Source organism: Colwellia sp. M166 (assembly GCF_024585285.1).
GTDB lineage: Bacteria > Pseudomonadota > Gammaproteobacteria > Enterobacterales > Alteromonadaceae > Cognaticolwellia.
Genome location: NZ_CP040755.1, coordinates 2,376,218 through 2,401,902, shown reverse-complemented (window position 1 = coordinate 2,401,902; position 25,685 = coordinate 2,376,218). Strand labels below are relative to the sequence as shown.

Annotated in this window: 25 protein-coding genes and 1 riboswitch; of the genes, 14 read left to right on the top strand and 11 right to left on the bottom strand. The window is 38.7% G+C overall.

Annotation, left to right across the window (positions count from 1 at the left end):
* Nucleotides 1-151: 151 nt before the first annotated feature.
* Nucleotides 152-355 carry a ribosome alternative rescue factor ArfA gene (locus FGD67_RS10905; RefSeq protein ID WP_257175027.1) on the top strand — a complete coding sequence of 68 codons (204 nt, stop codon included), beginning with the start codon at nt 152-154 and terminating at the stop codon, nt 353-355.
* A 63-nt stretch (nt 356-418) separates the two neighbouring features.
* Here the strand turns inward: FGD67_RS10905 and FGD67_RS10900 are convergent, their stop codons facing one another.
* The 4 genes from FGD67_RS10900 to cyaY form a co-directional block, all read right to left on the bottom strand.
* Nucleotides 419-1,606 carry a heme biosynthesis HemY N-terminal domain-containing protein gene (locus FGD67_RS10900; RefSeq protein WP_257175026.1) on the bottom strand — a complete coding sequence of 396 codons (1,188 nt, stop codon included), beginning with the start codon at nt 1,604-1,606 and terminating at the stop codon, nt 419-421.
* Nucleotides 1,606-2,982, bottom strand: coding sequence for a uroporphyrinogen-III C-methyltransferase (locus FGD67_RS10895; protein WP_257175025.1), 1,377 nt, complete (start codon nt 2,980-2,982; stop codon nt 1,606-1,608). Before FGD67_RS10895 ends, FGD67_RS10900 begins: the two co-directional genes overlap by 1 nt.
* A 439-nt stretch (nt 2,983-3,421) precedes the next feature.
* Nucleotides 3,422-4,354, bottom strand: coding sequence for a hydroxymethylbilane synthase (hemC, locus tag FGD67_RS10890; RefSeq protein WP_257175024.1), 933 nt, complete (start codon nt 4,352-4,354; stop codon nt 3,422-3,424).
* 21 nt (nt 4,355-4,375) lie between these two features.
* Complete coding sequence (gene cyaY / locus FGD67_RS10885; RefSeq protein ID WP_257175023.1) at nt 4,376-4,696, bottom strand: iron donor protein CyaY; 321 nt, start codon at nt 4,694-4,696, stop codon at nt 4,376-4,378.
* 110 nt (nt 4,697-4,806) lie between these two features.
* Between cyaY and FGD67_RS10880 the strand changes: the two genes are divergently transcribed.
* The 6 genes from FGD67_RS10880 to uvrD all read left to right on the top strand — a co-directional run bounded on the left by FGD67_RS10880 (nt 4,807) and on the right by uvrD (nt 10,833).
* Nucleotides 4,807-4,977, top strand: coding sequence for a lipoprotein (locus FGD67_RS10880; protein WP_257175022.1), 171 nt, complete (start codon nt 4,807-4,809; stop codon nt 4,975-4,977).
* An 11-nt stretch (nt 4,978-4,988) separates the two neighbouring features.
* Nucleotides 4,989-6,239, top strand: coding sequence for a diaminopimelate decarboxylase (gene lysA, locus FGD67_RS10875; protein WP_257175021.1), 1,251 nt, complete (start codon nt 4,989-4,991; stop codon nt 6,237-6,239).
* 17 nt (nt 6,240-6,256) lie between these two features.
* Complete coding sequence (gene dapF, locus FGD67_RS10870; protein WP_257175020.1) at nt 6,257-7,087, top strand: diaminopimelate epimerase; 831 nt, start codon at nt 6,257-6,259, stop codon at nt 7,085-7,087.
* 20 nt (nt 7,088-7,107) lie between these two features.
* Nucleotides 7,108-7,794 carry a DUF484 family protein gene (locus tag FGD67_RS10865; RefSeq protein WP_257175019.1) on the top strand — a complete coding sequence of 229 codons (687 nt, stop codon included), beginning with the start codon at nt 7,108-7,110 and terminating at the stop codon, nt 7,792-7,794.
* Between the two features lie 11 nt (nt 7,795-7,805).
* Complete coding sequence (locus FGD67_RS10860) at nt 7,806-8,516, top strand: HAD-IA family hydrolase (protein ID WP_257175018.1); 711 nt, start codon at nt 7,806-7,808, stop codon at nt 8,514-8,516.
* 142 nt (nt 8,517-8,658) lie between these two features.
* Nucleotides 8,659-10,833 carry a DNA helicase II gene (uvrD, locus tag FGD67_RS10855; protein WP_257175017.1) on the top strand — a complete coding sequence of 725 codons (2,175 nt, stop codon included), beginning with the start codon at nt 8,659-8,661 and terminating at the stop codon, nt 10,831-10,833.
* 309 nt (nt 10,834-11,142) lie between these two features.
* On the opposite strand, the gene rarD is transcribed toward uvrD, so the two are convergent.
* Together rarD and FGD67_RS10845 are read right to left on the bottom strand one after the other, a co-directional pair.
* Complete coding sequence (rarD, locus tag FGD67_RS10850; protein ID WP_257175016.1) at nt 11,143-12,069, bottom strand: EamA family transporter RarD; 927 nt, start codon at nt 12,067-12,069, stop codon at nt 11,143-11,145.
* Nucleotides 12,070-12,165: 96 nt separating this feature from the next.
* A complete protein-coding gene (locus FGD67_RS10845; protein WP_257175015.1) occupies nt 12,166-12,621 on the bottom strand; it encodes a thioesterase family protein in 456 nt (151 codons plus the stop codon).
* A gap of 128 nt (nt 12,622-12,749) precedes the next feature.
* Here FGD67_RS10845 and recQ point away from each other — a divergent pair, with 128 nt between their 5' ends.
* On the top strand, nt 12,750-14,549 hold the full coding sequence (gene recQ, locus FGD67_RS10840) for a DNA helicase RecQ (protein ID WP_257175014.1): 1,800 nt from the start codon (nt 12,750-12,752) through the stop codon (nt 14,547-14,549).
* A 146-nt stretch (nt 14,550-14,695) separates the two neighbouring features.
* Here recQ and FGD67_RS10835 read toward each other — a convergent pair whose 3' ends face one another.
* Complete coding sequence (locus tag FGD67_RS10835) at nt 14,696-14,995, bottom strand: cytochrome c (protein ID WP_257175013.1); 300 nt, start codon at nt 14,993-14,995, stop codon at nt 14,696-14,698.
* A gap of 181 nt (nt 14,996-15,176) precedes the next feature.
* Here FGD67_RS10835 and FGD67_RS10830 point away from each other — a divergent pair, with 181 nt between their 5' ends.
* Together FGD67_RS10830 and FGD67_RS10825 are read left to right on the top strand one after the other, a co-directional pair.
* Complete coding sequence (locus FGD67_RS10830; RefSeq protein ID WP_257175012.1) at nt 15,177-15,482, top strand: DUF3630 family protein; 306 nt, start codon at nt 15,177-15,179, stop codon at nt 15,480-15,482.
* Between the two features lie 129 nt (nt 15,483-15,611).
* Nucleotides 15,612-16,073: a DUF523 domain-containing protein gene (locus FGD67_RS10825; RefSeq protein WP_257175011.1), complete on the top strand. Its 462-nt coding sequence runs from the start codon at nt 15,612-15,614 to the stop codon at nt 16,071-16,073.
* A gap of 16 nt (nt 16,074-16,089) precedes the next feature.
* On the opposite strand, the gene FGD67_RS10820 is transcribed toward FGD67_RS10825, so the two are convergent.
* Complete coding sequence (locus FGD67_RS10820; protein WP_257175010.1) at nt 16,090-17,103, bottom strand: GGDEF domain-containing protein; 1,014 nt, start codon at nt 17,101-17,103, stop codon at nt 16,090-16,092.
* A gap of 216 nt (nt 17,104-17,319) precedes the next feature.
* Between FGD67_RS10820 and FGD67_RS10815 the strand changes: the two genes are divergently transcribed.
* From FGD67_RS10815 to FGD67_RS10805, 3 genes are all read left to right on the top strand, one after another.
* On the top strand, nt 17,320-19,101 hold the full coding sequence (locus FGD67_RS10815; protein ID WP_257175009.1) for a DUF885 family protein: 1,782 nt from the start codon (nt 17,320-17,322) through the stop codon (nt 19,099-19,101).
* An 85-nt stretch (nt 19,102-19,186) separates the two neighbouring features.
* A riboswitch (cyclic di-GMP riboswitch) is annotated at nt 19,187-19,269 on the bottom strand.
* 66 nt (nt 19,270-19,335) lie between these two features.
* Nucleotides 19,336-21,237 carry a tetratricopeptide repeat protein gene (locus FGD67_RS10810; RefSeq protein WP_257175008.1) on the top strand — a complete coding sequence of 634 codons (1,902 nt, stop codon included), beginning with the start codon at nt 19,336-19,338 and terminating at the stop codon, nt 21,235-21,237.
* A 27-nt stretch (nt 21,238-21,264) separates the two neighbouring features.
* The gene (locus FGD67_RS10805; RefSeq protein ID WP_257175007.1) at nt 21,265-21,744 is read left to right on the top strand and encodes a hypothetical protein; all 480 of its coding nucleotides are present in this window, start codon (nt 21,265-21,267) and stop codon (nt 21,742-21,744) included.
* Nucleotides 21,745-21,801: 57 nt separating this feature from the next.
* On the opposite strand, the gene FGD67_RS10800 is transcribed toward FGD67_RS10805, so the two are convergent.
* Nucleotides 21,802-22,056 carry a hypothetical protein gene (locus FGD67_RS10800; RefSeq protein ID WP_257175006.1) on the bottom strand — a complete coding sequence of 85 codons (255 nt, stop codon included), beginning with the start codon at nt 22,054-22,056 and terminating at the stop codon, nt 21,802-21,804.
* A 298-nt stretch (nt 22,057-22,354) separates the two neighbouring features.
* Here FGD67_RS10800 and tesB point away from each other — a divergent pair, with 298 nt between their 5' ends.
* The gene (tesB, locus tag FGD67_RS10795; protein WP_257175005.1) at nt 22,355-23,212 is read left to right on the top strand and encodes an acyl-CoA thioesterase II; all 858 of its coding nucleotides are present in this window, start codon (nt 22,355-22,357) and stop codon (nt 23,210-23,212) included.
* Here tesB and FGD67_RS10790 read toward each other — a convergent pair.
* A complete protein-coding gene (locus tag FGD67_RS10790; RefSeq protein ID WP_257175004.1) occupies nt 23,196-24,461 on the bottom strand; it encodes a mechanosensitive ion channel family protein in 1,266 nt (421 codons plus the stop codon). The two genes, tesB and FGD67_RS10790, sit on opposite strands and share 17 nt — an antisense overlap.
* Entirely contained in the window at nt 24,461-25,366 is a 906-nt protein-coding gene (locus tag FGD67_RS10785; protein WP_257175003.1) for an acyltransferase, read from the bottom strand. Before FGD67_RS10785 ends, FGD67_RS10790 begins: the two co-directional genes overlap by 1 nt.
* Between the last annotated feature and the right edge of the window lie 319 nt (nt 25,367-25,685).

Below are 25,685 nucleotides of genomic sequence, written 5' to 3'. Positions count from 1 at the left end.
GATTAAAATTCGTTAGTTCAATAGTGTCGAATGAGATAAATTTAATATTTGTGCATAATTTTTTTATTAGTATATACTCTGCGCGTTTTTGTGATGAAGCAATAAATTTGTCATCATTGGTATAACATAAACCAACTGAAAGGTGTGTAAAATGAGCAAAAGTAAAGTAAAAAAACACCAGCAAAAGCAAGGTGCTTGTGAATTAGGTCGAGGTGTTATTAAAGATAATTTTTTAGCGGCAGTAGTAAGGTCAAAATTATTTAAACAGCAAATAATTAACGCTAAGAAAGGTAAGGGATCTTTTCAACGAAAGCAAAAACATAAAGGACAAGAGTCCTATTTAATAGCGGCTTAAATATTATTATCTAATCGCTATTAAATAGGGCTTTGTGCTTATTGTTTTTAGAACGTATAAGTTTTATGCGTGAATTTTTCTCAGTACTTGATTGGCTTTATCTAGCTGACCTTGTTGTTCAAGTACTTGAGAAAAAGCCAGTAAATCTATTTTATCGTATTGTTTTTCTTCAAGGTTCACTAAGCTATTAAAAGCTTTTTCAGCCAGTGACCATTGTTGTGACGTTGTGGCAAAATGAGCAACTAACGATAGCCAAAGAGCATTGTGTGGCTCGTTATGTAAATGCTTTTGTGCGGCGGCCATCAAACTATCTGGCTGAGCAATAGGTAAGGTTCTTATTGCTGATAGTAAGGAGGTATTAGTGCCTTTTTTTATTATTGGTAGTAATAATTTAGCTAAAGGTTGGTGTATTTGGTTTTCAGCTAAAACCTGACAATAAGCAAGCACGATTGTTTCTGATTGTTTGTCTTTTTTGGGCAACTGTTGCCAGAACGCCATTAACGCCTCATTATCTTGTTGCTTAATTCGGTCATTAAAAGCGCCGTAAAATGCTTGTTGTTGCCATAAGGTAATGGTTTCATTCGTGATACTTTTTTGTTTTTTAGCCGCATTAAGCTGTTTAATAACATAATCAAAGCGCTGTTCAATTAAGCTTAATGCTACTTCTAATGATAACAGTCGTGCATCATGACCAATATGTTTATGGTGTTCATCAATAACCTTTCGTGCTTGAGCATAATTTTGCTGACCGATCAGTAATTTTATTTTAATTAATACTGCTTCTAATCCTGCGGTTTTTAGGGTGTTAGATTTTTGCTCAAGTAAAGCTAAATAATGGTCAGTATTTGGCCTTAATGCTTGCTTTTGTGCGGCATCGGCGGCAATAAGGTAAGCAATATGTTCAAAAGAGGAGGCTTCAGCTGACTTAGCAAGTAAATGTTCCGCTTGTTTGTAGTCACCTAACACATAGGCTGCAATACCTTTGTTGAGATCTCTGACGGCTTTGCGACGGCTGGCAAAGGCGATTTTGTTCCAAGCTGCAAAACTAAAATTTAGCCCGCCACGGAAAAACTTCAACACCATAAGCAAAGCGACAAAGCTGAGTATCAACATTATACTTGCTGTTACTACGGTTGACTCTATGGTTAAATCGCCCATAGCAATCAAGATATAACCTTTTTCTCCAATCAATACCGGACTAAGAGCAACGGCAGTAAGAAATAACAGTACTACTACTAATAATCGTTTCATTATACGCCCTCTTGCTGCTCAATTTTTGTTGGCTCAATCACTGGTGCCTTTTTGTCAGATAATATCTGGCGTAGCGCTTTTAATGCGGCGAGATCATTTGGATACGCTACGTTGATAGTTTCATTTTTTAAGCCATCGAGTACTTTGAAAAAGTTTTGATTTGTTTGGTGTGACATATCAAAATAGTCATTAAGCCAGCTTTGTATGTCATCAAGCGATTGACGATAGATATCACTATTCGCTTGACTAGCTGCCCAAGTAGCGGTTTGTAGTTTGAGACTCAAGTTTTCTCTTAAGTTTTGTTGAAACTGTGGTGACATTAAAGGTTCAACATTACCCGCTCTGCGGTTAACGGTGATGAAATCAGCAATAAATTTACGCCATGTTTTAGTTAGGTTAGCTTGCCAGTCACTGACATTTTCGGTTAATTCAAGACTACTCTCTGTGTCACTATTGTCAGGAACATTGACCATGGCTAGTGGTAACTGCTTGATTTGTTGGTCAAGTGCCATTAACTTTAAAATAACTTCATCGGTTTTTAGTGCGGGCAATAATTGTAACTTAGCAATGTCTTGTTGAATGGTCTGGCGTAGTACTAAAAATTGCGGATCGTTAAGTTCTTGTATACGTAAATCAGCATCATTAAGTAAACTAATGGCAGTGCTGGTGTTTTTTTCTAACCACAGACTTCTTGCTGCTACTCGGATGAGGTACTCAGCTTCTTCTAACAGCCAGTCACTTGGTTGCTTCTGACGTAAACTTGCCATTTGTTGCTGCTGTTGTTTTTGCAGTTCGATAATACTATTTGCAGTACTTCGTTCGATACTAGTTTTTAGATCTTTAAGTTGGGCATTATGTGCTTGCTGCTGCTGCGTCAATTTTTGTGCTAACTGCTGTGTAACTTGCCCTTGGCTTAACTGTAATTGTTTTTGTAGTTCGGTACTGAGTTGTTGACTAAATTGCGCTTTTTGCAATTCATTCCAGTAGTAATGTCCGGCACTGGCAGCGATAGCTAATAAGGCAATAATGATTGCTAAAATCGCGAGTTTTGAAACTTTATGCTTAGGTGAATTACTTTTTTTAGTTGCTTTAGTGTTCGCTGTGGTTGATGTTGTCGAAGCAGAATTTTTCACTGTTGCTGTGCTCTTATCTTGATTTTTATCTATTGATGATGTGGTTTGGCTTGTGTTTTTTGAAGTGTCAGAGCTTTTCCCTGAAGCATGATCATTTTTTGCTGATTCTTCATTCGATGGCTCTAAAAGCGTTGAGCTAATATCAATTGAAGTTGATATATCAGTTTGCTGATTTGTATTGCTGCTGATAGCTGATGTTTTATTCTCAGGCTTAGTTTGCTCTGGGTCTTTTTTATCGCTCATGAACTGATCCTATCTCACATGTTGGTGTCAGGGATATTGAATATATTCGCTTATATTTATTGTTTGCGTTCGTCATACGTTAACTTGCAAAAATCATAAACATTTAGCTTGCCAGTAAGCGTGCGAATATTGTATTAAGTTTACTATGATTTTCAATAAAGCGTTACTAGGGCCTATTTTTCAAATCCAACAGTGCTATAAACTAAAACATCAATAAGCCCGAATGCTTAAGATACAATTTATCTGGCGTTGATACCATGTTTTGATGAATGCAGTTGGCTATTTCATTAAAAGTATCGATAATTTTCGCAATATTCGCCATGGTACTGTATCGCGCAGGTATTATTTTTATGCAAAATGTTTGGCAGTAGCTTAGGTTGGTCTGTTATTGCCGATAAAATCGTGGCTGCGTTCTATTTTTAGAACGCAGCTGATTTATTTAAGCTTGTTGGTATACCTGACGGAGAATTTTATCGGCACCTTTAGCTAATAAATCCTCTGCTAATTGGTTGCCTAACTGCTCCGCATCATCAAACTTGCCGCGAACTTCACCGGTGAGTATTTCACTACCATCAACAGCGCCGACTAAACCTCGCAAATGAAGTTCTTGACCGTTAAGTACAGCATAGCTACCAATAGGAACCTGACAGCCACCTTCAAGTGCACGATTCATTGCCCGTTCGGCGATAACCCGAATACGCGTTTCTTCACAGCCAAGAGGCGCTAATAGCGCTTTAATTGTCGCATCATCAGTACGACATTCAATACCAACCGCACCTTGGCCATTTGCCGGTAGCATGACTTCTGCAGCAATATACTCGCGAATACGCTCAGGCATTTCTAAACGAATCAGGCCTGCTGAAGCCAGTATGATGGCGTCATACTCGCCATTATCTAACTTTTTAAGACGGGTATTGACGTTACCACGCAAATCGCGAATATCTAAATCTGGACGCATGGCTTTAATTTGGCATTGACGACGTAAACTTGAAGTTCCAACAACAGCACCTTGCGGTAACTCAGCTAAACTATTGATGGTATTAGAAACAAAAGCATCACGAGGGTCTTCACGTGGACAAATAATTTCTAAACCTAAGCCTTCAGGAAACTCTACTGGTACATCTTTCATTGAATGCACGGCAATATCGGCACGATTTTCTAGCATCGCCACTTCAAGCTCTTTGACAAACAAACCTTTGCCGCCAACTTTGGCTAGCGGTGTATCGAGAATGATATCGCCTTTGGTGGTCATCGGCACAAGTTCAACATTGATGCCCGGGTGAAAGTGTTCAAGTTGTGCTTTTACATACTCTGCTTGCCACAGTGCCAGTGCGCTTTTTCGCGTTGCAATACGTACGGTTTGTTGCGTCATTTCAATTACCTTATTTAATGTTTATTGCGCAGAGAGGACAATGCTTTCTTCTGCTTGTTTGCTGGCGGCATCAGATAAAAACTGCCACAGTTCTCCGCCGCCGCGCTTATCAACCCACTGTTCATTTTCAAAATGAAAGTGATGACCGTTAAATTTCGTTGCTACCCAAATTTCGTGTAAGGGTGCTTGCTTGTTAATGATGATCTTACTGTTATTCTTAAATGTTAGGGTTAATAAGCCGCCAACACCTTCGTAATCGATATCGCAGCCGCAATCTTCGATGGCTTCTTCTACTGCAAGTAAGATATCATCAGCAGCTAAATTGTATTGACTATCATTCATTAATCGTTCCTTTTTACCTGAGCTTTATGATTCTTTCATCTTTGCTTGGTAATTATTGGTCATGGGATTATAAAACGTCTATCATGGGAAAAAAATCGAATAAATCAATTATGCATAAACAAATTGTAATTATTTTCATCAGTTTGCTTAGTTTGGCAACCATAACAGGCTGTGGCATTAAAGGTCCTTTATACCAAACTCCTGAGCAACAGCAAGAGAACTTAGCAAAAACAAGTGAAGAAACTGATAAAAGTATGGATAAAACCAGTTTAGAACAGTAGGGGCAACGGCATTGGACTTCTTCAATCGTAAACAGCATTCATTATACGCCGAGCAATGTCAGGTCGCTGAATTAGCAAAGCAATACGGTACACCACTCTATATTTATTCTCGTGCGACTATTGAGCGCCACTGGCATGCTTTTGACCAAGCGGCAGGCGAGCGTCCGCATCTTGTTTGTTATGCAGTAAAAGCTAACAGTAATATTGCAGTGCTTAATGTGATGGCGCGCCTAGGCTCTGGCTTTGATATTGTCTCCAAAGGTGAGTTGATGCGGGTCATTGAGGCCGGTGGCGATCCGAAAAAAGTGGTATTTTCTGGGGTGGGTAAAACCTCAGATGAAATTGCTTTTGCGCTTAATCTGGGTATTTATTGTTTCAATGTTGAATCACCAGCAGAGTTAGAGCGTATTCAAGCTGTCGCTGAAAAGCTTGATAAAATTGCGCCAATTTCTCTTCGGGTTAATCCTGATGTTGACGCGGGTACACACCCTTATATTTCGACCGGCTTAAAAGAAAATAAATTTGGCATTGGCATTGAGCAAGCTCCAGAGTTATATCAACATGCGACGACCTTATCGCATATTAATATTCAAGGTGTTGATTGTCATATTGGTTCACAGCTAACCGAAGTATTGCCGTTTTTAGATGCCCTTGATCGGGTATTAAAGCTAGTTGACCAATTAGCTGAGCAAGGTATTGTGCTTTCACATATTGATGTCGGTGGTGGTTTAGGCGTTTGTTATGATGATGAAAAGCCGCCGCACCCGAATGAATATGCCAAAGCTATTGCTGAAAAATTAGTCGGTCGAGCGCTGACACTTATTTATGAGCCTGGTAGAGCGGTAATGGCGAATGCCGGTATTTTGGTGACCGAAGTTGAATACCTAAAAACCAGTGAAGAACGCAATTTTGCTATCGTTGATGCGGCAATGAACGATTTGATCAGGCCGGCGCTGTATCAAGCATGGCAAGCTATTATTCCGGTTGAACAACGTGATGATGTGGCTAGTGCACAATACGATGTGGTTGGCCCAATATGTGAAACCGGAGATTTTCTTGGTAAAGACCGCACATTGGCGATACGTTCTGGCGACCTACTTGCAATACGCAGTGCTGGTGCTTATGGCTTTACCATGAGTTCTAATTATAATAGCCGACCACGTGCCGCTGAGGTGATGGTGGACGGAAGCGAAAGTTACTTGATAAGACAACGTGAAGCGTTAAGCCAATTATGGCAAGGCGAAAGCTTATTACCTTTGTAGTGTGAGATTAGGCATAGATGTTAGTAAATTTTTCTAAAATGCACGGTTTAGGTAACGATTTTCTCGTGCTCGACAATGTGACCCAAAATGTTTATTTGTCGAATGAACAAATTAAGCAATTGGCTGACCGAAATTTTGGAGTTGGCTTCGATCAAGTGCTGGTTGTTGAACCGCCATATGACCCTGACTTGGACTTTCATTATCGCATTTTTAATGCTGATGGCAGTGAAGTTGGGCAATGCGGTAATGGTGCGCGCTGTTTTGCAAAGTTTGTCCGCTTAAAAAGTTTAACCAATAAACATAAAATTAAGGTGTCAACGCAATCAGGTAAAATGACGCTATTTATTGAACGAGATGGCAACGTTTCTGTCAACATGCCGGTACCGCTATTTGAGCCGAGTAAAATTCCTTTTAATGCGCAAAAAGAAGAAGGTACTTATATTTTGCGTAGTGAAGATGAGACGGTACTTTGTGGCGTTGTGTCCATGGGTAACCCTCACTGTGTTTTGACGGTTGATGATGTAAAAAAGGCACCGGTAGCAAAGTTGGGCGCAGCATTGTCTCTGCATGAACGTTTTCCGCAACAAGCCAATATTAGTTTTATGGAAGTGGTTTCACCTGAATATATTAAACTACGTGTCTATGAGCGTGGTGCTGCTGAAACCTTGGCTTGTGGTAGCGGGGCTTGCGCCGCCGTTGTTGTTGGTCAAATGCAAAAAAAACTCAATCGACAAGTGTTAGTTGATTTACCTGGTGGTCAATTGAAAATCTTTTGGAAGGGCCCCGGCAATTCAGTAAAAATGACGGGCCCCGCCGTACATGTTTTCGACGGTCAAATAAACCTATAAAGCAAGATAAAAGTAAAGCTATGCAATCAAATGATCAAAATCTTATGTCGACTGACGATATAAAACTAACCGATGAATTAATCGTTAGTTACCTGCAACAGCACCCTGAATTTTTTAACCGTCAAGCTGAACTTGTTAGCAGTTTAAGGCTGCCAGACCATCAGCGTGGCACGATCTCTTTAGTCGAGCGGCAATTATCACAACAACGACAAAAAATTCATAATTTAGAAGAAGAAATTACGCAATTAATGGTGATTGCTAATCAGAATGAACAACTATTTGCATTGTATAGTGATCTCTATTTACGTTTATTAGACTGTACTGCTGCGACTGAGTTATTGGATTGTTTGCATCAAGCAACTACGCAGTTGTTGTCATTAGACTCATTGAAGCTATGGTTAGTCAAGCCAACAGACGTTCAGCACAGCTCTTTGATCATTAACGACTGTCGTGAAATCATTGAAAATAGATTAAGTAAAGAGCAATACTATTTCGGTCGTTTACAACAAAGTGAACAAGAATTGATTTTTTCTCAGCCGACGAGCGGTTCGGTGGTGTTAGTGCGATTAACTCACCTAGAAGAAGATCTTGGATTTTTAGCCATTAGTAGCCAAGATGCTGAGCATTTTGATCCGCGTATGGATACCTTACTATTAGGGCAATTTAAAAAACTGGTAGCAAAACTACTTTACCAACAGCTTTATTAGGTCATTTTATTGTGAGATTTTATCGGCGCCTACAGCCTTTTCATGCTATTAGTTTTGATTTAGACGATACGCTCTACAGTAATCAACCGATCATGTTGGCGACCGATACAAAAATGGTTCGTTATTTTAAAGATATTTTTAATGCTCAATCATCTGCTTTTGATTTTCGTTTTTGGTGGCCCTTTCGACAGCAAGCGCTACTGCTTGCACCAGAATTAAAGCATGATGTTGGTCTACTGCGACAAAAAAGCTACTTTTTAGGTGCATTGTCGCTTGGCTTGACTGATGCTGAGGCGGCAATGTTTGCGGATAATGCGCTAGATTACTTTGTTGAACAACGTAGTAACTTTACTCTGCCGCAGCATACCCATGATTTTCTTGGTTATCTTAAAACTAAAATGCCGTTAGTTGCGATTACCAATGGTAATGTTGATACCGATAAAATAGGTATTGCTCAGTATTTTACTCATCACTTCCATGCCTCAATTGAAAATAAATTAAAACCTGACCGCGATATGTTTGATAAAGCCTGTCTGGCGTTACATCTAGCTCCTGAGCAGCTACTACATGTTGGCGATTGTGGGAAAAATGATGTGTTTGGTGCGATCAATGCCGGTTGCCAAACGGCTTGGTTAAATCCGTATCAAGTAGGTAAAGCATTAAAGGTTTTACCTACTATTGCACTTGATAATGTCGAGCAATTAACAAAAATAGTTTCATAGGCCATTGTCTTTTAAACCTTTAGTGCTTTTCTCTTGGTCAGAATGTAAAAGTGTTTATTGAATGCTTTTCCAATTGCATTATCAAAATAGCGCTTAACTTGCTATTATAGCGCTATATTTTTGTTATTGATTTTACCTTTCTATGGATGTTTCTGAATTACTTGATTCGTTGAACGACAAGCAGCGAGATGTTGTGGCAGCGCCTTTACAAAATATGTTAGTGCTTGCTGGTGCAGGTAGTGGTAAAACGCGAGTTTTAGTACAACGTATTGCTTGGTTAATGAAAGTTGAGCATGCATCACCTCATAGTATTTTAGCGGTTACTTTTACCAATAAAGCAGCGGCTGAGATGCGCGCCCGTGTTGAGCAAACCGTTGATGGTAATGTGCACGGCATGTGGGTAGGAACTTTCCATGGTTTAGCACATCGCTTATTGCGCATGCACTTTCAAGAAGCGAAATTACCACAAAGCTTCCAAGTACTTGATTCCGACGATCAACTTCGTATGGTTAAGCGTATTGTGCGCTCGTTAGAGCTTGATGAAAAGCGCTGGCCAGCCAAGCAGTTTCTTTGGTATATCAATGGCAAAAAAGATGAAGGTTTACGACCACAGCATATTGATACCCAATTTGATGTCACAGAAGAAACTTTTGTTAAAGTTTATCGAGTTTATCAAGACACCTGTGATCGTGCTGGATTAGTCGATTTTGCTGAATTATTACTAAGGGCTCATGAGCTTTGGCTTAATAATCCTGAATTATTGCAACACTATCAACAGCGTTTTGCCCATGTTTTAGTTGATGAGTTTCAAGATACCAATGCTATTCAGTATGCGTGGTTAAACTTGCTCGGCAAGAAAAGTGGCAACGTGATGATTGTTGGTGATGATGACCAATCTATCTATGGCTGGCGTGGTGCAAAAATTGAGAATATTCAACGCTTTTTACAGGACTTTGATGGCGCACAAACCATTAAGCTTGAGCAAAACTATCGTTCAACCGCTAATATTCTTAATGCCGCCAACCAATTAATTGGCAACAATAGCAACCGCCTTGGTAAAGACTTGTGGACTGACGGTGATGCCGGAGAGAAAATCTCCATCTATACCGCATTTAATGAGATTGACGAAGCGCGTTTTATTGCTGGACGTATCACCGAATGGCGAAAAAAAGACGGCTCATTGGATAATGTCGCTATTTTATATCGTAGTAATGCTCAGTCACGACTGATGGAAGAAGCATTAATTCAAGCAAAACTGCCTTATAAAATTTATGGCGGTTTACGATTTTTTGAGCGTCAAGAAATCAAAGATGCCCTTGCTTACTTACGTTTATTAAACAATCGTGACGACGACGCTGCCTTTGAACGTGTGATTAACACACCAACACGTGGCATTGGTAATCAAACATTGAGCTTAGTACGCGATGCAGCGAGAAGCTTAGAATGCACTTTGTGGCAAGCCTGTCAGCAGATGATGAAAAATGAACAACTTAAAGGCCGTAGCGCTAAAGTTATTCAACAATTCATTAATGTCATTGACCAGTTAGAAGATGATTCAAATAGCCTGAACCTTGATCAACAAGCAAACTATGTTATTCAACACTCAGGTTTAAAAGCAATGTACCAAGCCGAAAAAGGTGAACGTGCAGAAGCGAGAATAGAGAACTTAAATGAGCTAGTTACCGCTTGTCAGACCTTTGAAGTCGATCCTGAACTTGAAGAAGAACAAAGTCCATTGACCGCGTTTTTGACTCACGCTGCATTAGAGTCAGGTGAATCACAAGCTGACGAACATGAATCAGCTGTGCAATTAATGACTATGCATTCAGCGAAAGGTTTAGAGTTTCCATTAGTCTTTATTGCTGGTTTGGAAGAAGGTATGTTTCCTTCGCAGCAGTCAGTTGAAGATATTAGTCGCTTAGAAGAAGAGCGTCGCTTGTGCTACGTCGGTATGACACGTGCCATGCAAAAATTATATTTATGTCATGCAGAAAGTCGTCGCTTGTATGGTCAAGAGAAAAACCATAAAGCTAGCCGATTTTTACGGGAGTTACCTGAAGAGTGCATCGAGGAAGTTCGCTTACAAAGCCAAGTAAGTAGGCCAAAAACTAAAGGTCGATTCTCATCAACAATCACTTTAGAGAGTTTTGGTAACTCAGGCTTTAAATTAGGCCAAAATGTTCGACATAAAAAGTTTGGCGATGGCGTGGTATTGAACTATGAAGGTAGTGGTCCACAAAGTCGTATTCAAGTTAATTTTGCTGATGTAGGCTGCAAGTGGCTCGTGGTTGCCTATGCTAACTTGGAAACACTGTAAGCAAGTAATTAATAACTAAGGGTTTTAATGTCAAAACTGCTTGTTGAGTTACTTAATTAAATCAGGTGGTTTGTTTGGCAGATGTTGGGGCCTTGTTACCACTGGTGAGAATGAATTTTGCCCGTCAGCATTGCTTATACTTTTTCCAATACGAATAATTGAGCAACTACTTACTCGAATATATAATTTCAGCTTACGGCAAGTGTCATCTATTTTACTGTTAACAGTCCCTAAGACTTTAAAAATATCGATAAGCTGTCACGTATAGCTCTTAAAGTTCTTAGGTTACAAATGAGAAAAAACTGTTTTTTATTCTACTTTTGCTGTCTGGTGATAATTTTTTGCCGCTCGTTTTCTGGCTTTTATTGAGTCAAAGCTAAATATTGCTAATGCAGTCCAAATGCAGGCAAACGTGATCATTTTAGCAAAATATAACGGTTCTTGATAATAAAATGTCGCCAGAATAAACATGATGCTAGGGCCAATATATTGAAAGAAGCCCAAAGCGGATAGCGTCATACGTTTTGTTGCAGCAGAAAAGCAGAGTAAGGGCGCTGTGGTAACAATGCCGGCACAGATCAATAGCATGTTTAATGATAGTTCATTGTCAAACATATTAGCGGTGCTGGTTTTTAAAAATACTAACCAATAAATCAGTGCTATTGGTAGCATCATCAGTGATTCTATCAGTAAGCCGACAAAAGAGTCTAAAGGCAGTTGTTTACGTAATAAGCCATAAATACCGAAAGTGGCTGCTAATGCTAAAGATATTATCGGCAGTGAGCCCATCATAAAGAGCTGAATAATAACGCCAACAAACGCTAACCCTACGGCAAAGAGCTGCCAAGGTCGTAAGCGTTCACCTAAAAATATCACCCCTAATGCAACACTAAAAAGCGGATTAATATAATAGCCTAAGCTAGCATCTAACAAGTGGTCATTGTTAACTGCCCAAATAAACATAAACCAATTTACGGCTAAAAATGTTGCTGAAATAGTCAGCCGTAACACTATTTTAGGTTGTGTAATAGTATCAATAAAGTAACGCGATCTTTTGGTAAGCAGCACAACAAAGGTTAGTAATACCGTTGACCATACAACACGGTGCACAAGGATTTCATCGGCATTAATATGATCTATGAGCTTAAAATATAACGGGGCAATGCCCCACATGGTATAGGCGCATATAGCACTAATAATACCAGCGCGTAAGGCTGCTTTTTCAGGTGTTGGCATGGAATAAGTTTGATAGCTAAGATTGGATAAGAGCGTTAATAATAGCACTAATCATTTCAACAACCCATTGAGATGTTAGAAATATTTGGGTTAATTTTACCCCACCATGTAAGTGCCAGTACCAAAAGCAATATGATCGCCTTTTTCGTTATGCATTTCCATGCGGGCAACAGCAACCTTACTACCACTGCGAATGATTTTGGCCGTTGCCATAAAGTTTTCACCACGCCCCGGTCTTAAAAAATCAGTACGTAAATCAATGGTACTTAAGCGACTTAGGCTTCGCGCAATTATTTCTGGTGTTAATTCAGGTAGCTGAGATAGCATATTTGCTGCGGCTACCACGCCGCCAACAAGATCTAGCGCTGATGCAGTGACACCGCCATGGAGAATTCTTTGTTCAGGGTTACCAATAAGCTTGTCGTGCCAAACAATACTGACGGCAGATTCTTCGCTATCAAATTTTGTCACTTCTAGCCCCAATAATCGATTAAAAGGCATTGCTTGGCTCCAATATTGAGCTAGCTGCTGAAACGATTCTTCATGTGTCATAAACTTTCCTGTTAGGTCGAGTGAGATAAAAGAATAACAATAATTGCCGTTATATTGAAAATAAATCTCCGCACTAAGGTCTTACTGCGCTAAAATGTCGGCTGATTTCATCTACTGAAGATTCTCTCTTGCAAGCCACTTCCCCTACGACATTAACTGAAGCCCTTAAACATCATTTTGGTTATCAAACGTTTCGTCCTGGGCAAGAAGAAATTATTAATTATGCACTTCAGGGACGAGATAGCTTAGTCTTAATGCCTACAGGTGGCGGAAAATCAATGTGCTACCAGTTGCCTGCTACCTTGATGACGGGGGTTACTATTGTTGTTTCGCCATTAATTGCCTTGATGAAAGATCAGGTAGATGGCTTAGTAAGGCAAGGAATTTCAGCCGCTTATGTTAACTCTTCACTCGATGCCGATACCATTAATGATATTTTTAGGCGCTTAGGTCAAGGTGAAATAAAATTACTGTATGTTGCTCCTGAGCGATTAAAAAACTATTACTTTTTGCAAGGTTTATCACACCTTGATGTCAGTCTTTTTGCCATTGATGAAGCACATTGTATATCGCAATGGGGACATGATTTTAGACCTGCGTATACCCAATTACATCTGTTAAAACAAAACTTCCCGCATGTGCCGGTGATGGCACTAACAGCAACGGCTGATGTCACCACACGTCGAGATATGTTACAACAATTGGCCTTGCATGACCCCTACATTCATCTTGATAGCTTTGATCGGCCCAATATTCGCTTTACCTTAGCCGATAAATATCAAGGTGAACAGCAAACCATTGGCTATATCAAAAAGCGTAAAGATGAGTGTGGCATTATCTATTGTAATAGTCGTTGGCAGGTTGAAAAATTAGCTAAGCGCTTAGCTGAAGCGGGTATTAATTGTTCCGCTTATCATGCCGGCTTAGAAGCAGAAATCCGTAATATTATTCAAGATAAATTTGCGAAAGATGATATACAAATTGTTGTTGCGACCGTAGCGTTTGGGCTTGGGATTAATAAGTCTAATGTGCGCTTTGTGATTCATTATGAGCCCCCTAGAACCTTGGAGTCGTACTATCAAGAGATAGGGCGAGCGGGCCGCGATGGTTTACCTGCAGAAGCACTTTTTCTTTATGATGAAAAAGATGTTGAACGTATCAATAAGCGTATTGCTGACGGTGAAAATGAACAACGGGTCAATGTTGAATTACAACGCTTTCAGGCGTTACGAGGTTTTGTGGAGGCGCAAACTTGTCGACGCCGAGTTGTGCTGAATTATTTTGCCGAATTTACCGAGCAAAGTTGCGGTAACTGTGATATTTGCTTAGATCCACCTAGCCAGTTTGATGCCACACAAGCGGCGCAAAAAGTGCTTTCTTGTGTCTATCGTATTGAAGGTAATGGCGATATAGAGCATGTGGTTGCTGTTTTACGCGCGGAGCTGAATGACAAAATTATCCAACTCAACCATGATAAAGTTTCAACCTTTGGTATCGGAAAAGATAAAACGCCGGGTTATTGGTTTTCAATCGTGCGGCAATTAATACATTTAGGCTATTTACAGCAAGATATCGCTGCTCAGTCAAACTTATGCTTAACGCAAGCGGCTGGTAGTATTTTGAAAGGCCTTCAACCGTTGATGCTTGCGGCTCCTCGCTTACAAAAGGCCAGTTACTGGCAACGCAATAAACGTGAGAAAGTTTATGACCGAGCCTTATTCTCTAAGTTAAGATCATTACGTAAAGAGATTGCCAAACTTGAAGATATCGCACCCTTTATTGTTTTTAATGATGCGACTTTAGCCGAGCTGGCACGGATAAAACCTTTAACATCACGACAAATGCTCAATGTCAGTGGCATTGGTGATACTAAACTTGCTCGTTATGGTGAGCCATTTTTGTCCTTGATTAAACAGCACCAGAGCTAGATGAAGTTTACTTTTGAGTTAGACATCGCTTACTTACTGTTTGTTGAATTACAGCGACAAAAAAAGCGCATTAAAGCGCTTTTTAGATGCAGTACAGTAGAGTAAAATCATAAAATTTTGAAAATGCTACTATACAAAAAGTCTAATTACTTGAGACTTGCGTAGTAAGCAGCAATGTTAGCAACATCTTCATCAGATAATGCCATAGCCATTGGAGCCATTACTGGATCTTTACGGTTGCCCGATTTAAAATCTTTTAATTGCTTGGCAATGTAAGCTTCTTTTTGACCGGCAAGGTTAGGGTACATAGGAACAGCAGAAACACCTGCAGCACCGTGACACGCTGCACACATTGCAGTTTTTGATTTACCGGCAGCTGCGTCGCCAGCGAAAACAGGTGAAGCCATCATAACAGTAGCGGCAACAGCTAAAGTAAGTTTTTTCATAAATATAATCTCTCTTTGGTAAACAATATTAAAGGATCCTCAATTGATTATATGTAAAAAGTAAACTGTTGTCGTTGCTTTTTTTAGGATCATGCCAGTATGAAAAATTATCTATTACTTTGTTGCGCTAGCACAAGTTTTAAACAATTAATTAGCCCTAATCTAGATTAAGTAGAGCCCTATGTTGACAAAAAACGCTATAAAAATAACCGATATTGAGGAAGTTAACTCAAGGGTATTACAGTTCCAATTTAATGTTGAATGGACAATGGATAATACGGCAGTCATTATTGACTATCTTGTGCAAATGATTGCTGCAAAAGTAATGGAAACAATACAAGGTGCGGATCTTCACTGTGTAAGAATACACTATGGTGTCAGTGAATTTTTATTGAACTTCGAAGAATACAGTCACTCTTGTTGGTTAGAGTGCGCTACAGAGCAAGATATTCTAGGTTTAAGTGAAATTAAACTAATTCTATCATAGTCTTATAAGACTTATTTAATGGGTTTATACCTTGATGCTCAGCCATTATAAAAATGATCGTTGTTCTCAAACCGCTGATAAGCACTGAGAGAGAACCAACTTAATAGCTTTGAAATAAGGTAACTTTTAATGGAAAAAATTCTGATAAGCAGCTGCTTTTTAGGTCATAAGGTTAGATATGATGGTGGTGATAATTTATTAGTAAACGCCACGCTTAAACGTTGGCAAGCGGCTGAGCGCTTGGTGGTTATTTGCCCCGAATTAGCTGGAGGTTTATCTACTCCTAGGCCACCAGCCGAAATTCAATTAAGTAATGAAAACATTATCGTTAAAACTAATAGCGGTGAAGATGTGACACCAGCCTTTGAGCTAGGGGCGCAACGAGCGTTGTCACTTTGTCATGCACACGGCGTCCGTTATGCGTTGCTAAAAGAGTCAAGCCCATCATGTGGTAGCTCAAGCATTTATAATGGTGAATTTAGTCAACATAAAGTCCCTGGACAAGGTATTACTACAGCTCTGTTGCGCGCCAATGGGATTAAAGTATTTTCTGAAAAAAATTTACTCTCTTTAATCGCTGAGCTTAGTTAATCCGAATTCAGCTGAGTTAAGTATTGGCAATATTGACGTGGTTAGTTAGGGTTTGAGATATATCGCTAATCAATGCTCGAGTTTGCTTTATGATGGCATTGGCACTGGTGGCAACATTATAATCGCTGACCCCTATGCTCAGTGTCATTGGTGGTAAGCGGGTACCTGACTTACTACTGACAAACCTTAGTTTTTCGACGCCCTGGCGAATTTTTTCCGCAATCTCGCCAGCAATATTACGCTCTACATCGGGTAGCAAAATTAGAAATTCATCACCGGCAGATCTTATTGGTAAGCCACTTTCACCAACATAACTACTTACTTTTTTAGCTATTTTGGCTAATAGTACATCACTGAGTAATGGACCAAAGCGTTCATTCATCTGAGAAAAATGATCAATATTGACCACTATTGCCGCGACATGTTTGGTGGGATCATTCGATAGCCAAGTATCTAAATGCTTGGTCATAGCCTTACGGTTATAGAGTCCGGTTAATGGATCTAAATAGACTTCTTTTTTAACCTCATCTAACTCTGAACGTAGAGCGTCAGTCGAACGCTGAGATAGCCGTAGCTGTTCAGCGAGCTTTTCTTGTGCAAGTTTAAAATGCTTAGTATTTTGACGGATTTGTTTAATTGCGCTAAAAACTTCATTTTTATTAGTCGATTGCAAGTTGGAGATGTTGTGATCCAATTGATTAATTAAATGATTAGTACAAACCGAGGATTGCGTGCTATTAGCATGTAAATCGACTAATACCTCATCAAGATCATCAATTAATTCACTTCGAAAAGCACTCTGTTTTAACACATATTGGCGATAAGCTTCGGCTAAAAAGAAGTTATCAATTTTTTTTCCAGTAGCGAGCTGCTTTTCAATGGCACTATTTAGCTGTTTTGAATTTTGGTTGAGATAGTGATAACTGACTGCGTAATTGGTTGGCGTCGCTGGGATATGCCATAACTGCAATTGTTTTATGGCGGCGTGCATTTTTTGTTCGGCTTGTTCTATAGAGTCATGGTACTGCACTATTCCAACCTTAAGTTAGGGAGTTCGCTACTCATAGCTAGTAAACCATTTTGTAGTAATTTTTGAAAAACTACCAGAGTAAAAGCAATTTAAAGTCGTAATAAAACGGATAAAGAACTGAAAAATAGTGTTAGATAAAACATTTACTTTATAAATATATTGGTTTTGTTATGGTATCGGGCTAATTGATATCCTATTTATATTTGAGATTTAGTCATGAAAGCATTTTCAACCACGATGTTTGTTTTATTTCTTGTGATAGCTTGCCAATCACCTAAGTCTCAGCGCGAATTAGTTAATTATGATCTTAAGCAAGTTATTGAAGAATACCAATATTTTAAAGATCATCAAAGTCCCTTTAATCAAGATATTGCCGGACAAACTAATCGCCAGCTACCTGATTTATCACCAGACAAACTAGAACAACAGCATCAGACTTTACTTGCTATTTCTCAGCGTTTAGCACAAGTGGCAATAAAGGGGTTGACGAGAGATGAAGCGATCAATCACTCTGTTTTATCGTACAGCATTAAAAACCAACTTGATAATTATAGTAATCATGAACATTACATGCCCTTGACTGCTGAGTCGGGCTTTCATGTTTGGATCAGTCGAATTAATCGTCAAGTTAGCTTTAAAACAGCGCAGGATTATAATGATTATCTTGCAAGGCTCTCTGCGCTGCCGAAGTATTTTTCTCAACAAATGTTCTGGATGGACAAAGGTATTGAAGCAGGAATTACGCAGCCTAAAATTGTTTTAGAAGGTTTTGAAGAGTCGATTAAAGCGTTTATCAAAAAAGATGCGACATTAAGCACATATTATCAACCGTTTTTAACCATGCCGCCACACTTTACTGAAGCACTTAAATTAAGTTTAAGCGCTAAAGCCAAAAGTACTATTTTACAAGTTGTTATGCCAAGCTATCAGAAATATTACGATTACATGGTGCAACGTTATCAGCCGAATGCTAGAACTAATATTGCTGCCAGCTCATTACCTAATGGTAAAAAATACTACCTCAACCGTTTACAGCATTATACTACCTTACCTATCTCTGTGGATGAAGTGCATAAAACTGGTATAGCTGAAGTGCAGCGTATTAGAGCTGAAATGGAACAGATTATTCAACAATTGAATTTTTCCGGCAATTTTGCTGATTTCGTTAACTTTCTACGGACAGATAAACAATTTTATGCCACCAGCCCTGAAGGCTTACTTAAAGAAGCTGCTTTTATTGCTAAAAAAATGGATGCGCAATTACCACGTTTTTTTAAAACCTTACCACGAACGCCTTATGGTGTGATTGAAGTGCCCGCAAATATTGCTCCTAAATATACTACAGGGCGATACTCTGGACCATCACGAGATGATCAAGCTGGTAATTACTGGGTAAATACTTATCGTCTCGATCGTCGACCTTTATATGTTTTGGAAGCATTAACCTTACATGAGGCAGTGCCCGGTCATCACTTGCAAAGTTCCATCGCACGAGAAATGAGTAATGTGCCTAAATTTAGAAATAGCACCTATATTTCGGCATTTGGTGAAGGTTGGGGGCTCTATTCCGAATACTTAGGTTTGGAAGCCGGTTTTTATCAAAACCCTTATAGTGACTTTGGTCGATTAACTTATGAAATGTGGCGTGCGTGTCGATTGGTAGTTGATACAGGTATGCATGCGAAAGGCTGGAGTCGTGAGCGTGCAATGAATTTTTTAGCTGATAATACCGCGTTATCACTGCACAATGTTAAAACTGAAATTGATCGCTATATTTCTTGGCCAGGGCAAGCACTCTCTTATAAAATGGGTGAGCTAACCATCAAGAGATTGCGAAAAATGGCTGAACAAGAACTAGCCGAAAGTTTTGATTTAAGAGACTTTCATGATCAGGTACTAAAAAATGGTTCGATGCCGCTATCAATGCTTGAGGTGCTGATGAATGAATATATTGCAGATAAGAAAGCAGAACAGCTAAATTTGCGAGAAAGCAATTAAGTCGAGTACAAAGCAAAGCGCGCAAAGAATACCGAGATTATGACGGCGAACTGTTCAATTAAGACAAGCCCCCACTATATCTAAATTTTGCAGTTCCGCTATCATAGGTTGCCCCTTAGATCGGTAACTTTGCGTCGTCAGTTTTCACTGGGTTTGCCCTTGTTGAGCCTTAACGGCTCAATAGCGATTATAAGTAATGTATTGCATTTGTAAACCACTTTTAAAGTAAACTAAATGAAATCAAATACGATTATTATAGCCCTGACAGATTTATTCATCTACAACATGGAAAAAAAATGCTCAATGAAGCAAATACTGCTAGCAGTTGTCCTCAGTTTTTGCCTCACTAATACTGGTTCAGCAGAGCCGAGTAACATAGCTAAAAATTATCGTCAGTTACTTAATGGCTATTATTTACAAGATAAAGCTACGTTGATCTCCCAAGATATTGTTGATGCTGCACAGGTAGTCGTAAATCGTCGTAAAAATTATAGCCCCGATACCGTAATAATAGCTTTTTCTTTGTTGTCTGATGTCGCATTTAATCGTGGTAATTTGCTTGCAGCGCTACAATTTGCGCAATATGGTAACGAAATAGAACCAGCTGATGTGCCGCTACAACTGGATTTATTGCTAAAAATTGCCCGCGGCTATTATGCTCAAGGTCAGTACATTCAGTTGAGAGATACGGCTGAAAAAGCAGCTTGGTTGGCTGAACAATCGCATGATATGAATTATCACTTACAGGCATTAGCTTACTCAGTGGTCGCTTGTTCGTTAAGTGCCAATTATACCTTAGCAGTTGCCGAGCTAGATAAGGTGGAATACCTACTGAGTCAAAATCAGGGAAATGTTGATCAAATTACCTTGTTAGAGATTATTGCTGAAGCACATTTTAATTTGGCTGAGTATGAAAATGCTGTGGAACTACTTAATCATGTGCTAAAGCTGCGCAATGATATGTCAATAACTCAAGGGGTTGCACGAACCTATCACTTAATGGCTAATAGTTATTATCAACTACAGCGATATGATGATGCGTATAATGCTTTTTGGCAGTCGCTGCAATTTGCTAAACAGCATAAATTAACTATTCGAGCAGCGTTCGCTGAGTTAGGTTTAGGGCAAGTTTTATATCAACAGCGACAGTTTACTACAGCCAAAGAGCGCTTGCTTAATGCTCAGCTGGTATTTAATCAATATAATTTGGCGCAGGTTAAGTTGACGACGAAAACTAGCCTCGTAAAGGTGATGTATGAATTAAATCAGCACTCGGAAGCCAATGAAATTTTACTTTCAGCTCAATCTCTAGCTGAAACATTAGTATTATCGCCGCAACAAATAGAGCTGTTTTTATTGCTCAGCGATTACTATTATGCCACACAGAAATTCGAACTAGCCATTAAAGCACAGAAACGTTACTTGATGTTATATCAAGGATTCTATCCGAAAGACAATATCAGAAAATCTTTAGCGAGTAGCGCAAAAATAGCTAAAAATAAAACCAAGGAATTAGCCTTGAACTTGGCGGAAAAAAGCCAGTTAAGTCTCACTTTTACTGATAAGTATCATCACCAACAAATGCTGATTACTTTACTGGCTGTGGCACTAAGTTGTAGTATTTTTTTTGCTGTTTTCTATCGCTTTAAACTGCACCACCAACGACTTAATCATGGTTATGATGAGCAAGAATTACCTAAAACTCACTTAGCACAGCCGATACAAACCAAACGTTGGTATCAACAGCAATATAAAATGGCAAGAAAGTATCAATATAATATTTCAGTCGCTTATTTAGTGGTTGAAAATTGGCAAGAACTCAGTTTTCATTTTAACCAAAAAACACTGCTCGATGTCAGTAAAGCGTTGGCCATTATTATTAATGAATATATTGCTGAGGAAGACTACGCAGGAGTAATCAGTGCAGGGGAGTATTTATTTTTATGTCCTCACCAAACACCAGAGCAAGTGATAACTAAATTTACCGATATAAAACAGGCAATAAAAACTCAATTTTTTGCCAATCTAGGTGATTATTCGGTTAAAGTCAGGTGTTCGATTGAGGCGCCGAACATTCAAGATATTGACCCTTATGTTTTTCTTTCTCGTTTGAGTGAAAGTACCAAAACTAAGTAATTAAATTATATAACTGCAGGTAAAGTCATGTTTTTTGTTTTAGCTATTAGTGCAATATTTGTCGTAGTGAGTATTTATTTTTTCTTTAAAGCTGAAAACTTACAACGTGAAATTATATTGATGAAACGGGATATTTCAGCAACAAAAAAAGAGAATAAAGCTTATGTCGATATGATGGCAATTATTGCCCAGCGTAATGAAGAGAGTGTCAAACAGCGCTTTATTGACTTAAGAGCTACAGCTACATCGCTTGAAGACAGTGAAATGTTTGATATTATTGCCCCGATGATTAATAACTATGCAACTATTTTTAATGACAGTGTTCGAGCAAAAGGTAAATTGCAGTCAGCAGTGAAAAAAGTTTATGAAGGTTACCGGCAAGGTACTTATAAGGTTTTGAGTAATCATATTAGCCAAGCGAGTAAAGAAATAAGGCGTGCTTGGTCGAGTAATAATATTAATGGTTTTATTATTATTGTTGAAGCCTTCTTGTGCACCAAACAGTAAAAATAAGTAATAAAAAACCGCTTTTTAGCGGTTTTTTAATATTAGCTAACTGCTGAATTAAGGTCTAATGGTAATATTAGGTGCAGTATCAATTTCACCATCATCAGAAATCGTTGCGGCATTACTATCACATAACAAGACCGCGATATTACCTGATTTACTGCTACGGATAAACGTAAGGTCATAACCAAATTGGGTTAAGCTACTGGTAGCAAATTTCTGTGCCAATGATAATTTATCCCATAAGCTTGATTGCTCAGGTGAATACTGGCGTCTTTCTAGTAAGACTTCTCGGTCAAGAACTGCGTGCACAATGGCCTCTTTATAAAATTTTGTATGACGTGATATGAATCACTTATGGGAATCTATATTAGATTTTTGTTAAGATCAACATATAATACTAGTTCTACTAAGTTTCTCCCCAGACAGTGAACAAACTTAATAGAGTTGGTATAAACTCGAATCTTCTGCATATATATTTATCTGTGGGGGCATTTATAGGAGTTATTTTCCCAATCAGCAGTATTAAATATTTATAACGTTATTTTTAATGCGATAGCACGTTATACTATTTTTTAGTAAATAATGATTAATTAGAGTAAATGTTTGTATGAGTCAGGTATTAAACGATCTTTCTGCGTTATTAAAATTAGAACGAATAGAGCAAGGCATTTACCGTGGTGAAAGCCAAGATTTAGGTTTTAAAGCTTTATTTGGTGGCCAAGTGATGGGACAAGCGTTATCGGCGGCACAAGAAACTGTTGCAGTAACCCATAATGTGCATTCCTTACATTCTTATTTTTTAAGACCCGGTGATGCTAGCAAGCCTGTGGTATATCAAGTTGAAAATATTCGCGATGGTCGTAGTTTTAATACCCGTCGAGTCAATGCTATTCAAAATGGTCAAGCTATTTTTTATATGACAGCTTCGTTTCAGCAACAAGAACAGGGCTTTGATCATCAAGATGCTATGCCATTGGTGCCAGGGCCTGAGGATTTACAATCATATACCGATTTTATTTTTGAAAATCAAGCATCTATTCCGGAAACGATTCGTGGTAAATTTCTATCTGAAAAGCCAATAGAGACCAGAGCCGTTCAGCAATATAATTGGTTAAATCCTGAAAAAACTGAAGCTAAATGTTATATGTGGATTAAGGCAAATGGCAGTCTGCCGGATGATCTTCGTATCCATACATATTTACTGGCTTATACCTCTGATTTTTCATTTTTGCCGACCGCTTTATTCCCACATGGGGTGAGTTATTGGCAACCAAACTTTCAATTGGCAACAATAGATCATTCGATGTGGTTTCATCGGCCATTCCGTTTAGATGAATGGCTGCTTTATAGTATAGATAGCCCATCAGCTAGCGGTGGTAGAGGCCTAGTTAAAGGGCAAATATTTAACCGTGAAGGTTTGCTTGTCGCCTCTACAATGCAAGAAGGCGTTATGCGTCAGCGCTAACTTTTGAACTGTGCCAATCGTGGCCACTAGGGTGTTGAAAAACCCTTAAATCAAACAGTGGTGCGGCGGCATAAAGGTGATCAAATATATCGGCTTGAATTGCTTCGTAGTTAACCCAGCTTTGATCATTGCTGAAAAAGTATAGCTCTAGCGGTAAACCAACCTCAGTGGCCGGGAGTTGTCTCACCATGCAAGTCATTTCGTGATGAACATTTCTGTGCTGCTTTAAATAAGCGCTAATGTAAGCTCTAAAAGTGCCAATATTAGTTAACTGCCGAGTATTTATTGTTGCGGCCGTCAGTGGTGCTTTACTGATGGCTTGAGCGGTTTCTTTTTTAATTTCAGCTTGTTTTTCAGCAAGGTAGTTACTGATAAGTTGCACTGACTTTAGTGCTTCAAGCTGCTCTTGGCTATAGAATTTAATACTACGAACATCAATAACAATGGCGCGCTTAATGCGCCGACCACCAGAGTTAAGCATGCCACGCCAGTTTTTAAATGAACCACTGGTTAAGGCATAAGTTGGTACGGTTGTAACGGTATTATCAAAGTTTTTAACTTTGACGGTATTCAAACCAATTTCAATAACATCGCCATCAGCACCATATTTCGGTAATTCAATCCAATCGCCAGGTGCGACCATTTTGTTCGCTGAAATTTGAATACTGGCAACTAAACCTTTAATGGTATCTTGAAAGACTAAAATTAATACCGCGGTTAAGGCACCTAAACCACTCAGTAAATAAAGTGGTGAGCGGTCTAATACCAGCGATACCGCCAGTATGCTGGCCACTAAATATACCACCAGTTTAATAACTTGTAAGGTTGAATTTAATGGTAAATAACGCTCGCTCGCTGTTTGTCGATAAAGGCTATTGATAACATTAAGTACCGAGCTAATGCTACGTGCAATTTGAAAACAAAGCCCAATTTTGGCAAAAACAATAAGTACAGTAGCAAGTAGAGAGTCGGTATTGACTAATAATGGTGTTAGCAATAACAGTAAGACTAGAGGAACCAGCAAAGATATTCGCGAAAACACTTGGTGATCAAATAAGAGGTCATCCCACGTGTTCTTTGATGCAATAGTTAGTTTATGAATAAACAGCAGGACATAGTTTTTAGCGATATAAAAACTGATACTGCAAAATAATAAAATTAGCACTAGGCCGATAATGCTAACACCTAACGAACTATACGCTGTCGGCAGACCTTGTTCAGTTAACCAGAACGCGATTATTTCCTGCATTACATTTCCTTGTTGGCTTGCTCTTCAAGCTGAAGCATTTTTTTATCTTTATCAAGCCACAACTGATTGACCCACTTTTGAAACTGAATTTTATAAGCACGATCATTGACGTAATCGCCCTTGAGTGAATCATCAATATCTTGAGTTTCAATAGCAACACTGACCCGTTTCACTTTGCCGGATAAAAAATCAAAAAAAGTAGGGATGCCGTCAGGATAATAAATGCTGACGTTAACCACCTTACTTAGATTACCTTTCATTGCTTGCAAAACAAAACCAATACCGCCAGCTTTTGGCTTTAATAACCGATCAAATGGCGAGTTTTGTTTCTTATGTTTCTTGGCGGTATAGCGCGTACCTTCAATAAAATTCATGACACTAACCGGTTTATGCTTGAACTTCTCACAGGCTTTTTTGGTGGTTTCTATATCTTTGCCTCTAAGATGTGGATTTTTCTTTAAAAAAGGCTGGCTGTAGCGTTTCATAAAAGGAAAATCGAGCGCCCACCATGCTAAACCTAAGAAAGGCACATAAATTAATTCTTTTTTCAGAAAGAATTTTAAAAATGGGATCTGGCCATGCAAAACTCGTTGCAATACGAGAATATCAACCCAGCTTTGATGGTTACTAATCACTAAATACCAGTCTTGCATTTTTAATTTTTCTAAACCAGTGACATTCATTTTAGTTTTAGTGAATAGTTTTTGATTAAAGGTATTGAATAGCACCCAGTTACTGGCCATTTGATCTAACAAATAGCTAAAAATCTTTTGCCATGAAGCTAAAGGAACTAAGGCTTTACATAGCGAAAATACCAGAATCGGCACAAGCCAAAATAGGGTGTTGATAATATAAAGTAAAAATGAAAGGCTGCCAGTAAGCGCACCGGGTAAAAAATTTAACATAAAAAACCAAAAATCAATTAAGACAAATGCTGAGAACAATATTAATGGTTTTCAGCTTATTTTTCAGTAAAAATCGTTAAAAAATTAAGCGTAACAACGTTAAGTCGAGATTGTGCTTATTGTTGATGGTGTTGTTAATTGTGATGAAAGTCACAAAAATACTAGTTGAGTTGCCATGTTTCACTAAGATTATTGTTATTATGCATATAAATTGGTGCATACAAACGATATTTCATATTGGATAAAAACGCACCATTAATTTATTGCTTAGGATTATTGAGCAATAAATAGAAAATCCAGCATAGAAAAATAATGCATT